Below are 12,716 nucleotides of genomic sequence, written 5' to 3' on the forward strand. Positions count from 1 at the left end.
GGGGGGGGGGGGGGGGGGGGCGGCGGGCCGCCCCCCCCCCCCCCCCCCCCCCCTCCGGCCCGTCCCCTCCCGTGGGTGGATGAGTGAACGTGGGTGGGGGCGGGCCGCTGTGGTGGCTGTTTGCGTGTGAGCCACGAGGTGCGCCGGACCGGCTACGTCCACCCCCACCGGCCTCCCCCTTCCCCCAACGGGAGGGGACGGGCCGGAGCGGGTGGGTGTCCGGACGTAAAGCGCAGCAGTCCGGACACCCACCCGCGCAGGCCCGTCACCGGCACCCGACAGCCCCGCGCAGCGGACCCCGCCCGCCGCCAGGCGCAACGGCGAGAACCCGCACGGCGGGACAGCCGACAACGTGGGAAAACAGCCAAAGCATTAGATGGTCTCCGCCACCGCCTCGGCGAACTGGGCCGCGTACAGGCGGGCGTAGGCGCCGCCCGCCGCCAACAGGGCGTCGTGGGCGCCCTGTTCGACGATCGCGCCGTTCTCCATCACCAGGATGACGTCGGCGTCGCGGATGGTGGAGAGGCGGTGGGCGATGACGAAGCTGGTGCGGCCGCTGCGGAGCTGGGCCATCGCGTGCTGGATGAGCACCTCGGTGCGGGTGTCGACCGAGCTGGTGGCCTCGTCCAGGACGAGGATCTCAGGTTCGGCGAGGAAGGCACGGGCGATGGTGATCAGCTGCTTCTCGCCGACCGAGACATTGCTGCCCTCGTCGTCGAGCACCGTCTCGTAGCCGTCCGGCAGGGTGCGCACGAAGCGGTCGACGTGGGTGGCCCTCGCGGCCGCCACGATCTTGTCCATCGAGATGCCCGCGGGGGCTCCGTAGGCGATGTTCTCCGCGATCGTGCCGCCGAAGAGCCAGGTGTCCTGAAGGACCATGCCGATGTGGGAGCGCAGCTCCTCGCGCGGCATCTCGGCGATGTCGGTGCCGTCGAGGGTGATCCGGCCGCCGCGCACCTCGTAGAAGCGCATCAGCAGGTTGACCAGCGTGGTCTTGCCGGCGCCCGTGGGGCCGACGATCGCCACCGTCTGGCCGGGGTGGACGGCCAGCGACAGATCCTCGATGAGCGGCTTGTCCGGCGCGTAACGGAAGGAGACGTCCTCGAACGCGACCCGGCCGTCGACACGCTCGGGCCCGGCCGGCCGCTCGGCGTCGGGGTCCTGCTCCTTGGCGTCGAGGAGTTCGAAGACCCGCTCGGCGGAGGCGACACCGGACTGGACCAGGTTGGCCATCGAGGCGACCTGGGTGAGCGGCTGGCTGAACTGCCGGGAGTACTGGATGAAGGCCTGGACATCGCCGATGGACAGCGCCCCGGAGGCGACCCGCAGCCCGCCGACGACGGCCACCAGCACGTAGTTGAGGTTGCCGATGAACATCATCGCGGGCTGGATGATCCCGGAGATGAACTGGGCCTTGAACCCGGCGGCGTACAGGGCCTCGTTCTGTTCGCGGAAGAGCTCGGCGGACTCCCGCTCGCGGCCGAAGACCTTCACCAGGCTGTGGCCGGTGTACATCTCCTCGATGTGCGCATTGAGCTTGCCGGTGGTCTTCCACTGCTGGACGAACTGCGGCTGGGCGCGCTTGCCGACCTTGGTGGCGACGACGACGGAGACCGGGACCGTGATCAGGGCGACCAGCGCCAGCAGCCACGAGATCCAGAACATCACGACCAGCACACCGACGATGGTCAGCAACGAGACCACGATCTGGCTGAGGGTCTGCTGCAGCGTCTGCTGGATGTTGTCGATGTCGTTGGTCGCCCGGGAGAGCACCTCACCGCGCTGCTGCTTGTCGAAGTAGCTCAGCGGCAGCCGCGCCAGCTTCTCCTCTACCTGCTCCCGCATCCGGAAGACGGTCCGCTGGACGACCCGGGTGGCGATCCTGGCCTGGACGAAGCCGAACAGCGAGGCACCCACGTAGATCAGGGTGACCCAGAGCAGGATCTGGCCGATGGCTCCGAAGTCGATGCCGTGGCCGGGGGTGACCGGCATCGCGCCGATCATGTCGGCGAGCCCGCCCTCGCCGTGAGCGCGCAGCTGATCCACGGCCTGGGCCTTGGTGAGGCCGGCGGGCAGCCGGCGGCCGATGATGCCGGACATGATCAGGTCGGTGGCGTGGCCGAGGACCTTGGGACCCACGACCGTGAGCGCCACGCTCAGTACGCCCAGCACCAGCGCGACGAAGATGATGCCGCGCTCGGGCCGCATCTGGGCCAGCAGCCGGGTGCCGGAGCCCTTGAAGTCCATGGATTTCTCGGTGGGCTGGCCGCCCATCATCCGGGCGGGCCCGGCCGCCGGGGCCGGGCCTCGTCTGGGGGCCGCCTGAGGGGTCTCCTCGGTGGCCGCCGGGGCCTCGGCCCGGGCCGAGGCCCCCTTGTCCGCGGTGGTCACGCCGCCTCCTGCTCGGTGAGCTGGGAGAGCACGATCTCCCGGTAGGTCTCGTTGCCGGCCATCAGCTCGGTGTGGGTGCCGGTGCCGACGATCCGGCCCTCGTCCAGGACGACGATCCGGTCGGCGCCGCGGATCGTGGAGACCCGCTGGGCGACGATCACCACCGTCGCGCGGTCGGTCTCGCGGGACAGCGCGGCCCGCAGCGCCGCGTCCGTCGCGTAGTCCAGCGCGGAGAAGGAGTCGTCGAAGAGGTAGATCTCGGGCCGGCGCACCAGCGCCCGCGCGATGGCCAGCCGCTGCCGCTGGCCGCCGGAGACATTGCTGCCGCCCTGGGCGACGGGGGCCTGCAGGCCGCCTTCCATCCGCTCGACGAAGTCCCGCGCCTGCGCGGTCTCCAGGGCGTGCCACAGCTCGTCGTCGGTGGCGTCCGGGTTGCCGTAGCGCAGGTTGGTGGCGACGGTGCCGGAGAAGAGATACGGCTTCTGCGGGACCAGGCCGATGGCCTTGGCCAGCGTCTCCTGGTCGAGGGTGCGGACGTCCTCGCCGTCCACCAGGACCGCGCCGCCGGTCGCGTCGAACAGGCGCGGTACGAGCCCCAGGAGGGTCGACTTGCCGGAGCCGGTCGAGCCGATGACGGCGGTGGTCTCACCGGGGCGGGCGATCAGCGAGATGTCCTTGAGGACCGGCTGCTCGGCCCCCGGGAAGCGGAACTCGACGCCGCGCAGCTCCAGTTCGCCGTGGCGGCGGAGCTCGGTGACGGGGTTCTCGGGCGGGATGACGCTGGAGTCGGTCGCCAGCACCTCCTGGATGCGCTCGGCGCAGACCTCGGCGCGCGGCAGCATCATCACCATGAACGTCGCCATCATGATCGACATCAGGATGTACATGAGGTAGCTGAGGAACGCCGTCAGTGCGCCGATCTGCATGGCGCCGCTGTCGATCCGCAGCCCGCCGAACCAGACGACGGCCACGCTGGAGAGGTTCACGATCAGCATGACCAGCGGGAACATCATCGACATCAGCCGGCCGGCGCGCAGCGACACGTCGTAGAGCTCGGTGTTGGCCCCGGCGAACCGCTCACGCTCGTGCCGGTCGCGGACGAAGGCGCGGATGACGCGGATGCCGGTGATCTGCTCGCGCAGTACGCGGTTGACGGTGTCGATGCGCTCCTGCACCCCGCGGAACAGCGGCCGCATCCGGCGCACGACCAGTGAGACGAAAATCCCGAGGACCGGGACGATGACCAGGAGCAGGCCCGACAGCGGCACGTCCTGGTTGAGCGCCATGACCACACCGCCGATGCACATGATCGGCGCCGAGACCATCATCGTGAACGTCATCAGCACCAGCATCTGGACCTGCTGGACGTCATTGGTCGTGCGGGTGATCAGCGACGGCGCGCCGAACGCGCCCACTTCGCGGGCGGAGAAGGACTGCACCCGGTCGAAGACCGCGGCGCGGATGTCCCGGCCGAGCGCCATGGCCGTACGGGCACCGAAGTAGACGGCACCGATCGCGCAGACGATCTGCAGGAGGGTGACGGCGACCATGAAGCCGCCGACACGGAGGATGTAGCCCGATTCCCCCTTCACGACACCGTTGTCAATGATGTCGGCGTTGAGGGTGGGGAGGTAGAGGGTTGCCAGGGTCTGGATCAGCTGGAGCAGCACGATCAGGGATATCGAGCGCCTATGGGGCCGCAAATGCGCCCGCGCTAGTCGGACCAACACGGCATGAGCCTAGGCGAACACTTGCCCTTGGCAATCGAATTACCGGCGTCCGCCCAGCACCGGTCCGGAGCCTTTGCCAGAACTTGCCCGGAGCCGGATCACCCGCCGCGTAGGCCATCATGGAGGCGGCAACGACGGGGCCCCGCCACCACGGGGGCGTCCCCCGACCGACACGACGAAGAGGCCGCCGTGACAACAACTGGCACCGTGCGCTACTGGGCCGCGGCCAAGGCCGCCGCCGGCACGGCAGAGGAGCCGTATGCGGCGGCGACGCTCGCCGAGGCGCTCGACGCGGCGCGCGCGGCGCATGCCGCGAACCCCGAGTTCGCGCGCGTTCTGCTGCGCTGCTCGTTCCTGGTGGACGGCGATCCGGTCGGCACCCGTGACCACCAGGCGGTGTCGCTGGCCGAGGGCGGCACCGTCGAGGTCCTGCCGCCGTTCGCGGGAGGGTGAGTACACGACCATGAGCGACAACCAGCCGCAGCACCGCAATCCGTACGAGCCGCACGACCCGTACGGGCAGCAACCGCCGTACGGACGGCAGGCACCGCAGTCCGCACCGCCCCCCTACGGGCAGCAGGCACCGTACGAGCCGCAGGCGCCCTACGGACAGCAGCCGTCACACGGGCAGCAGGCCTCGCACGGACCGCAGGCCCCGCACGGGCAGCAGCCGCCGTACGGGCAGCAGGCCTACGACCCCTCCGCGCAGCAGCAGCCGCGGCCCGAGCAGTACGGGCACGGACAGCACGGACGCGGCGGGCAGGGACGCGCCCCGTACGGACAGGACCCGTACGGGCGCGGCCAGTACGGGTACGACGCCTACGGACAGCAGCAGCCACAGCAGCACCGACAGCCGCACCAGCCACAGCAACCGCAGCGCCCGCAACAGCCGCAGCGACCGGCCTACGGCCAGGACGGCTACGGCACCCCGCACTCCGCGGAGACCGCGCCGCTGCCCACCCAGCACCAGACCGCCCGCCCGGCCGACGAGCCGTACGCCCGCCAACACCCCCAGCAGGCCAGGCCGGCGCCCGCCGCACCCGCGTCGGCGGCCACCGCACCGGTCTCCGCCGCGTCGGTCTCCTCCGCACCGCTCGCGCCCAACCAGCGCGCCCGCGCCGAGGGCCGCTCGCCGATCATCCCGCCCGGCATCCAGCCGGCCGCGCTGACCGCCGGGCTCGCCCTGCTGCTGGCGCTCACCGCGCCGCTCGGCCGCCCGGTGCTCGCCGTACCGGTGGCACTGCTGCAGGCCGTCACGGCCGCCGGGTGGTTCCGGCTCAACGGCATGTGGCCGGCCCGACAGGGCATCGCGCTCGCCTTCCTGGGCGGACTGACCACCGACGTCGCGCTGCTCGCCACCGACCGCGCGAGCGCGCCCCTGGTCGGCATCGGCACGCTCGGGGTGTGGTGTCTGCTCGTCCTCGTCCTCCAGCTGCGCAACCGCAGCAGCGCCGACGAGCGGATGTACGCGCTGACCGCGGGCCTGACCTCGTCGGCGCTCGCGGTGCTCGCCGCCGGCCACCTCGCGGCGAGCCCGCACGCGGTGGTGGTCGGCGCCGCCGCGGTCGCGGTGGCCACCCTCGCCCGTGCGCTGCCGCTGCCCTCCCCCGCCTCGATCGGCATCTCCCTGGTGGCCGCAGCGGGCGCCGGTATCGCGGCCGGCCAGCTGACCGGCCTCGGAGCCTCCGGCGCGCTGCTGGGTCTGGCGGCCGGCGGCTGCGCGCTGATCGGCCTGCGGGTGGCCAGCTACGACTACCCGTCCCGTTTCGTCCACCTGACGGCCGGCGTGGCCCTCCCGCTGGCCCTGGCCGCACCCGCGGTCTACGTCCTGGGGCGGGCACTGGGATAACGCCCCGCCGGGCCGCGAACGACAGCGAGCGGCGGCCGCCGGAAGCGCACCTGGCGCCTTCCGGCGGCCGCCGCTCCCGTTTCCCGGACCGCGTCGTCTAGGCTCCCCCGGAAGCGCAGGCAGGGGGCCTGCAGGGATGCGGCCGGGATCCGGCCCAGGTGTGGGGGAAGTGGTTCGATGCGTGCACTTCGTGTGCTGTTGATCGTCATCGTCATATTCGGCGGGCTGTTCGTGGCCGCCGACCGGGTGGCGGTGAATCTCGCCGAGGACATGGCCGCGGACAAGATCCGCAGCAGCCAGGGGCTCGACAAGACCCCGGAGGTCTCGATCAAGGGCTTCCCGTTCCTGACCCAGGTCGCCGGCCGCAGCCTCCAGGAGGTGGACGCCGAGCTCGGGGGCATCGAGGCCCGCGCCGAGGGGCGCGCCCTGCGCGTCGACCAGCTGTCGGCGCAGTTCCACGACGTCACGCTGACCAGCGACTACACCTCCATCGAGAGCGCCGCCACGGCCACCGGCAACGCCCGGATCAACTACGCCGACCTGACGAAGGCGGCGGGCGGCGGCGTCAAGATCACCTACGGCGGTCAGAAGGACGGCCGCAGCCAGGTGAAGATCTCGCCGAACATCCCGCTCCTCAGCTCGCTGGACGTGACCGGCTCCATCACGATCGTGGGCGGCAACACCGTCCGGCTGCGCGCCGACGGGCTCCCCGCGATGTGCAAGGCCGTCCCGAGCTGCGAGACCAAGGTGCGCGCCCAGACCGACCACGACTGGAAGCTGGACCAGCTGCCCGGCAACCTGAAGCTGAAGAAGGTCCTGGCGATGCCCGACGGCCTCTCGATCTCCGCCGCGGGCAAGGACGTCAAGCTTCCCGGCTGACCGGACGCCCACGGCGGGCCGCCCCACCGGCCCGCCGACCGATCCGCGCATCGTCCAATCCCTGAGACACCCAAGTCCGTACGCCAGACCCCCCACCGGCGTACGGCCGCCGGGCGCCCGCGGGCGCCCCGCCCCACGGCATCCGATCCCACATCGCGGACAAAGGCGTCTCGCCATTCGACACGCCGGTGACACGCCCCGCCCCGCGTCCCTACGATCGGTGCCATGCAGAGCTCATTGAGCGGTCTCCGTCCGCGGGGACGTGCGGTACTGACGAAGCGGCGGGCAGTAGACCTGTGCCGCGTCGCCGCCATGCTCTGTCGCCCTGTCTGACGGGCCTCCGCACCCGTCTATCCCCGGCGGCCGCCGAGGCCGCGCCCCCACGCGTCCCGGCGCAGCGCCGCCCCGGTACCCCGTCCGGAAGTCGCCGGCGCGTATCCGGCATACCCGCGTGGAACTCTGCCACCACCCCCCGTAACTGCCCCGGAGGAGAAGAAAATGAGCCGTAGCGACGTCCTCGTAGACGCCGACTGGGTCGAGGCCCACCTGGAGGACCCGAAGGTCGTCCTCGTCGAGGTTGACGAGGACACCTCGGCCTACGACAAGAACCACATCAAGAACGCCGTCCGGATCGACTGGAAGAAGGACCTCCAGGACCCGGTCCGCCGCGACTTCGTCGACCAGGAGGGCTTCGAGGAGCTGCTCTCCGCCAAGGGCATCGGCAACGACGACACCGTGGTCCTCTACGGCGGCAACAACAACTGGTTCGCCTCCTACGCCTACTGGTACTTCAAGCTCTACGGCCACAGCAGCGTCAAGCTGCTCGACGGCGGCCGCAAGAAGTGGGAGCTGGACTCCCGCGACCTGGTCGACGGCTCCGAGGTCCCCCAGCGCCCGGCCACCGCGTACAAGGCCAAGGCCCAGGACACCTCCATCCGTGCCTTCCGGGACGACGTCGTCGCCGCGATCAACGACCTCAACCTGGTCGACGTGCGCTCCCCCGACGAGTTCAGCGGCAAGCTGCTCGCCCCGGCGCACCTCCCGCAGGAGCAGTCGCAGCGCCCCGGCCACGTGCCCAGCGCCCGCAACATCCCGTGGTCGAAGAACGCCAACGACGACGGCACCTTCAAGTCGGACGACGAGCTCAAGGCCCTCTACGAGGGTGAGTCCGTGGACCTCGCCAAGGACACCATCGCCTACTGCCGCATCGGTGAGCGCTCCGCGCTGACCTGGTTCGTCCTGCACGAGCTGCTCGGCCAGAGCAACGTCAAGAACTACGACGGCTCCTGGACCGAGTACGGCTCGCTGGTCGGCGTGCCGATCGAACTCGGCGCAGCCAAGTAAGCAAGCAAGCTTCTCCCGAACCCCTCAAGGAAGTACCCCTATGTGTGGAGCACAGGCAGGCGGCCCGGACGCCTCGACCATCAAGCCCGGTGAGACCACGATCCAGGGCAGCGTGACCCGCGACGGCGAGCCCGTCACCGGTTACGTCCGCCTCCTGGACAGCACCGGTGAGTTCACCGCCGAGGTTCCCACCTCCGCGACCGGACAGTTCCGCTTCTACGCGGCCGAGGGCACCTGGACGCTGCGTGCGCTCGTCCCGGGCGGCACCGCCGACCGCACCGTCGTCGCCCAGCAGGGCGGCCTGGCGGAGGTTGCCATCGCTGTCTGACGGCGGGAGTGGCCGTGCTCCGCAGGGGCCCTCGCCACGATCCGTACGGCCGGAGGGCCGCACCCCAGAGGTTTGGACGCCTTGACTGGGGGTGCGGCCCTCCGCGCCGTCCGGGGCGCGAACGGCGTTTCACCCGCCGACTTCTGTCCTGCCCCGCGCGGACTTACCGTGGATTTATGGACGCGCACCGCCGGTCGCCCGTACAGCGCCGCCATCGCAGGTACTTCGTCCTCATGGGCGTGTGCCTGGTGCTGTTCGTCCTGGCCTGGGGCGTGGTGCGGCTGTGGTCGGTACCGGCCGCGGTCGGCATGTGCGTCGTCGCCATGGTCATTCCGCCGGTCGCGGCGATCATCGGCAACCGCCGGGAGCCCGGTGAGCGCTGGTGGGACGAGTCCGGCGACCCGGAGTCCGACCGCTGGTGGCGCGAGCTGGACGACCGGGGCGACGACAAGCACCCCCAGTAGGCGCGCCGGGCGCCCGCGGGCCTCAGTACACCAGCGCCTGTACGTCGTCCGGCATGATCTCGCTGACGAACACCTGGGCACCGGCGATCCCGGCCCCCTCGATCAGATCCTTCTGCTCGATGTCGCGCCGGGCCGCGCACTGGGTGCAGACCGTGATCGCGCCGCCGCCGGCGCGGATCCCGTCGATCAGTTCCGGCAGGGGCGCCGCATGCGGCAGCTCGAAGTCCGCCGCCCGCCCGGGGAGCGCGAACCACACGGACTCCCCGGTCAGCCACAGTGACACCTCGACACCGCTGGCCACCGCCACCGCCGCCACCGTGAACGCCTGCGAGCACCGCTCGGGCGCATCCGCACCCGCCGTCACCTTGATCACGAGCTTCTTCGCCATGAGGCAAGAGTAGGCGCGGTGGACCTCACAGCGCCGTTGTCACCGCCGCCGACTAGACTCTCAGGCGGTCCGTTACACCCTCACTCCGTTCAGGGAGCGCGCTCGTGCTTGAGGCATTCTTCACCACCCTGCTGGTTCTGGTCGCCGTCGGCGTGATCGCGTTCGCCGGTCTGACCTGGAAGAAGCTGTACCAGGGCCAGCGCTGAGCCGTCGCTCCACGGCTACCGCCGGGTGGCAGCCCCACCCACCAGTTTTTTGAGGAGCGCCCCGCGCGCGCCTGTCGGTTCCCCTCCACATAGATCGTCTGAGCTCTCATGATCGAGATCCCGTCCGACCTGAACCCGGCCCTGGTGCCGCTCGCCTTCCTCCTCGGCAACTGGGAGGGCGCCGGCGTCGCCGACTTCCCGGGCACCGAGAAGTGCAACTTCGGGCAGGAGGTCAGCTTCACCCACGACGGCCGTGACTTCCTCGAGTACACCTCGCACAGCTGGGTGCTCGACGCCGAGGGCAAGAAGGTCCGCCCGCTGGAGAGCGAGAGCGGCTTCTGGCGCATCGACGCGGACCGCAAGGTCGAGATCGTGATGTGCCGCGACCAGGGCGTGGTGGAGGTCTGGTACGGCGAGCTGGCCGACCAGAAGCCGCAGATCGACCTGGCCACCGACGCCATCGCCCGCACCCCCGCCTCCGGCCCGTACAGCGGCGGCAAGCGGCTCTACGGCTACGTCAACAGCGACCTGATGTGGGTCGGCGAGAAGTCCACCCCGGACGTACCGCTGCGGCCGTACATGTCGGCGCATCTGAAGAAGGTCGCCGACCTCAAGGAGTGGGCGGAGAACCTCCCCGACGACGTGCCGGACGGCGTGTCCTTCTTCCGTCCCGACGGCACGCCCTACAACCCGTAAGCACGACGGGAGAGCCCCGCTCTCCCCGCCAGCGCCCCGCGGGGGAAGCCGGTCGAAGTCCGGCGCTGACCCGCAACGGTGGGCGGAAGGCATCCTTCCGCAAGCCCGATTGCCCGTGGTGCGCACAGCTTCCCGCACAACTCGCCGTGGACTGCGAGGGGATGCCACCGGACCGGCGCGGTCCCGGGCCGCCCCTTGGTACGTACGGACACGGCCCGACCCCGAGGCGGCCGACCGACCGTGGCGACTGGCACCGCGCATCCGACGACGGCCGGGACCGGCGCATCGGCGCCGCCCCGGCGCCTGCCCGTACCGCCCCTGAGCGCCGTCCTCACGGCCGTCCTGCTCGGCTCGCTGCTGTGCGGGGCCGGACTCGGCGCGGCCGGCCTCGGCTGGGCTCAGGTGGTGCGCTATCTGGGCGCCGGGCTGACCGGCGGGACGATCTCGGCGGACGAGGCCTCCGCGTACACCATCGTCTGGGAGCTGCGCTTCCCACGGGCGGTCCTGGCCGCCGTCGTCGGCGCCGGGCTCTCCGCCGTCGGCGTCGCCGTGCAGGCCCTGGTCCGCAACGCCCTGGCCGACCCGTTCGTCCTCGGCATCTCCTCCGGCGCCGCCGTCGGCGCCAACGCCGTCCTCCTCTTCGGGACGCTCGGCGCCCTGGGCGTCTGGGCGCTGTCGGTGTCGGCGTTCGTCTCCGCGCTGCTCGCCATGGCCCTGGTATACGCGGCCGCCCGCACCGCCCACGGGCTCACCCCGCTGCGTCTGGTGCTGACCGGCACCGCGATGTACTACGGCTTCTCCGCCGTCACCACCCTCATGGTGTTCACCGCCGACCGCGGCGAGGCGGCCCGCTCGGCGATGATGTGGCTGCTCGGGAGCCTGAGCGGGGCCGGCTGGGGCTCGGTACCGATCGCCGCCGCCGCGGTGGCCGCCGCACTGGCCCATCTGCTGCTGTCCGCGGGCCGGTTGAATGCGCTGGCGATGGGCGACGAGACCGCCGCCGCCCTCGGCGTGGACGCGCACCGGCTGCGCCGCGAGCTGTTCGTCGTCGCGGCCGCCGTCACCGGCGCGGTGGTCGCGGTCAGCGGCGCGATCGGCTTCGTCGGGCTGATGGTGCCGCATGTGACCCGGATGCTGGTCGGCGCCGACCACCGCCGGGTGCTGGCCGTCGCACCGCTGCTCGGCGCGGTGCTGCTGGTGTGGGTGGATCTGCTCTCCCGGGTGCTGCTGGCGCCCGTCGAACTGCCGGTCGGCGTGCTCACCGCCGTCATCGGCGTGCCCTGCTTCGTCCTGCTGATGCGGCGGCGCGGCTACACCTTCGGAGGCGGCGCCTGATGCGGATCGACGTCACCGGAGTGTCCGTGGAGGTGGCCGGGAAACGGCTGGTCCACGACATCACGCTGCGGGCCGGCAGCGGCCGGCTGGTCGGCCTGGTCGGCCCCAACGGCAGTGGCAAATCGACCCTGTTGCGCTGTGTCTACCGCGCGCTGCGCCCGGCCGCCGGGACCGTACGGCTGGACGGCGCGGACCTGCACGCCATGGACGCGCGCGAGGGCGCCCGGCTGCTGGCCGCGCTGCCCCAGGAGACCAGTACGGAGTTCGACTTCACCGTGGCCGAGGTCGTCGCGATGGGGCGGCTGCCGCATCAGCGCGGGGCGGGCCGGGCGAGCGCCGAGGACACCGCACGGTGCGCGCGGGCGCTGGCCCGGGTCGGCGCGGACCAGCTGGCCGGACGCGGCTTCCCTCGCGCTCGCCCTGACCGGCTGCGGCGCGAAGGTCTCCGGCGACAGAAATGACGCAGCCGCCCGGCAGCCCGTCGGGGCCTCCGGCCACTACCCCGTCACCATCGAGAACTGCGGCACCCGCACCACCTACGACAAGGCCCCCCGCCGGGTGGTCACCAACGACGTCGGCATCACCGAGATCATGTTCGCGCTGGGCTCGGCGTCGAGGACCGTGCCGCAGCCCTGGTGAAGAAGTACCGGCACCAGGTGGCCGACGCCGCGGCCAAGGCCCCCGCACCCGCCGCACGCCCCACCGTCTTCCTCTACGACGACGGCCGCGACAAGCCGTTCACCTCGGGCAAGTACGCCGGACCGCACGACATCATCACCAAGGCGGGCGGCAACCACGTCATGAAGGACCTCAAGGACTCCTGGACGACCGTCGGCTGGGAGACCGTCGTCGACCGCGACCCCGACGTCATCGTGATCAACAACTACGGCGACACCTCCGCCGCACAGAAGAAGGCCTTCCTGAAGTCCTACGCCCCGCTCGCCGGCGTCTCGGCGGTCAAGCACGACCGGATCTACGTCATGGACTATGCCGAGCTCGTCGAGAGCCCCCGCAACCCCGCCGCCGTCAGCGACCTGGCCCGCTCTCTGCGCGGCGTACGGGCGGCCGGCTGAAGCGGCAACCCACGCACACCCGCCGCCCGTCCT

At 71.5% G+C, this 12,716-nt stretch carries 12 protein-coding genes, 2 pseudogenes and 1 riboswitch; of the genes and pseudogenes, 11 read left to right on the plus strand and 3 right to left on the minus strand.

The features are described from left to right. Positions 1-372: 372 nt before the first annotated feature. On the minus strand, positions 373-2,274 hold the full coding sequence (locus ACGFWI_RS22050) for an ABC transporter ATP-binding protein (RefSeq protein WP_393907734.1): 1,902 nt from the start codon (positions 2,272-2,274) through the stop codon (positions 373-375). A 113-nt stretch (positions 2,275-2,387) separates the two neighbouring features. After that, positions 2,388-4,121 carry an ABC transporter ATP-binding protein gene (locus ACGFWI_RS22055; RefSeq protein WP_393907672.1) on the minus strand — a complete coding sequence of 578 codons (1,734 nt, stop codon included), beginning with the start codon at positions 4,119-4,121 and terminating at the stop codon, positions 2,388-2,390. Positions 4,122-4,328: 207 nt separating this feature from the next. Between ACGFWI_RS22055 and ACGFWI_RS22060 the strand changes: the two genes are divergently transcribed. The 7 genes from ACGFWI_RS22060 to ACGFWI_RS22090 all read left to right on the plus strand — a co-directional run bounded on the left by ACGFWI_RS22060 (position 4,329) and on the right by ACGFWI_RS22090 (position 8,985). Beyond that, a complete protein-coding gene (locus tag ACGFWI_RS22060) occupies positions 4,329-4,574 on the plus strand; it encodes a MoaD/ThiS family protein (protein ID WP_393907735.1) in 246 nt (81 codons plus the stop codon). A 10-nt stretch (positions 4,575-4,584) separates the two neighbouring features. Continuing rightward, positions 4,585-5,970 (plus strand): hypothetical protein, encoded by a 1,386-nt coding sequence (locus tag ACGFWI_RS22065; protein ID WP_393907673.1) that lies wholly within the window; start codon positions 4,585-4,587, stop codon positions 5,968-5,970. Positions 5,971-6,147: 177 nt separating this feature from the next. Continuing rightward, complete coding sequence (locus ACGFWI_RS22070; RefSeq protein WP_393907674.1) at positions 6,148-6,849, plus strand: DUF2993 domain-containing protein; 702 nt, start codon at positions 6,148-6,150, stop codon at positions 6,847-6,849. Positions 6,850-7,074: 225 nt separating this feature from the next. Further along, complete coding sequence (locus ACGFWI_RS22075; protein ID WP_350252853.1) at positions 7,075-7,182, plus strand: putative leader peptide; 108 nt, start codon at positions 7,075-7,077, stop codon at positions 7,180-7,182. Between the two features lie 165 nt (positions 7,183-7,347). Beyond that, positions 7,348-8,193 (plus strand): sulfurtransferase, encoded by an 846-nt coding sequence (locus ACGFWI_RS22080; protein ID WP_393907675.1) that lies wholly within the window; start codon positions 7,348-7,350, stop codon positions 8,191-8,193. 40 nt (positions 8,194-8,233) lie between these two features. Beyond that, positions 8,234-8,521 carry a DUF1416 domain-containing protein gene (locus ACGFWI_RS22085; protein WP_030085405.1) on the plus strand — a complete coding sequence of 96 codons (288 nt, stop codon included), beginning with the start codon at positions 8,234-8,236 and terminating at the stop codon, positions 8,519-8,521. A 176-nt stretch (positions 8,522-8,697) separates the two neighbouring features. After that, the gene (locus ACGFWI_RS22090) at positions 8,698-8,985 is read left to right on the plus strand and encodes a DUF3099 domain-containing protein (RefSeq protein ID WP_030085403.1); all 288 of its coding nucleotides are present in this window, start codon (positions 8,698-8,700) and stop codon (positions 8,983-8,985) included. A 22-nt stretch (positions 8,986-9,007) separates the two neighbouring features. Here ACGFWI_RS22090 and ACGFWI_RS22095 read toward each other — a convergent pair whose 3' ends face one another. Beyond that, positions 9,008-9,373 (minus strand): DsrE family protein, encoded by a 366-nt coding sequence (locus ACGFWI_RS22095; protein ID WP_393907676.1) that lies wholly within the window; start codon positions 9,371-9,373, stop codon positions 9,008-9,010. Positions 9,374-9,687: 314 nt separating this feature from the next. On the opposite strand from ACGFWI_RS22095, the gene ACGFWI_RS22100 reads away from it, so the two are divergent. From ACGFWI_RS22100 to ACGFWI_RS22115, 4 genes and pseudogenes are all read left to right on the plus strand, one after another. Beyond that, positions 9,688-10,275, plus strand: coding sequence for an FABP family protein (locus ACGFWI_RS22100; RefSeq protein WP_393907677.1), 588 nt, complete (start codon positions 9,688-9,690; stop codon positions 10,273-10,275). Between the two features lie 41 nt (positions 10,276-10,316). Beyond that, positions 10,317-10,390: riboswitch (cobalamin riboswitch) on the plus strand. A gap of 125 nt (positions 10,391-10,515) precedes the next feature. Beyond that, positions 10,516-11,610 (plus strand): FecCD family ABC transporter permease, encoded by a 1,095-nt coding sequence (locus tag ACGFWI_RS22105; RefSeq protein ID WP_393907678.1) that lies wholly within the window; start codon positions 10,516-10,518, stop codon positions 11,608-11,610. Then, a pseudogene (locus tag ACGFWI_RS22110) lies at positions 11,610-12,017 on the plus strand (ABC transporter ATP-binding protein); the annotation flags it as partial. The gene ACGFWI_RS22105 and the pseudogene ACGFWI_RS22110, both read left to right, overlap by 1 nt. 13 nt (positions 12,018-12,030) lie before the next feature. Beyond that, positions 12,031-12,683, plus strand: a pseudogene (locus ACGFWI_RS22115) (ABC transporter substrate-binding protein). The last annotated feature ends 33 nt before the right edge of the window (positions 12,684-12,716 follow it).

It is taken from the genome of Streptomyces sp. NPDC048434, assembly GCF_043200375.1.
In the GTDB taxonomy this organism is placed as follows: Bacteria; Actinomycetota; Actinomycetes; order Streptomycetales; family Streptomycetaceae; genus Streptomyces.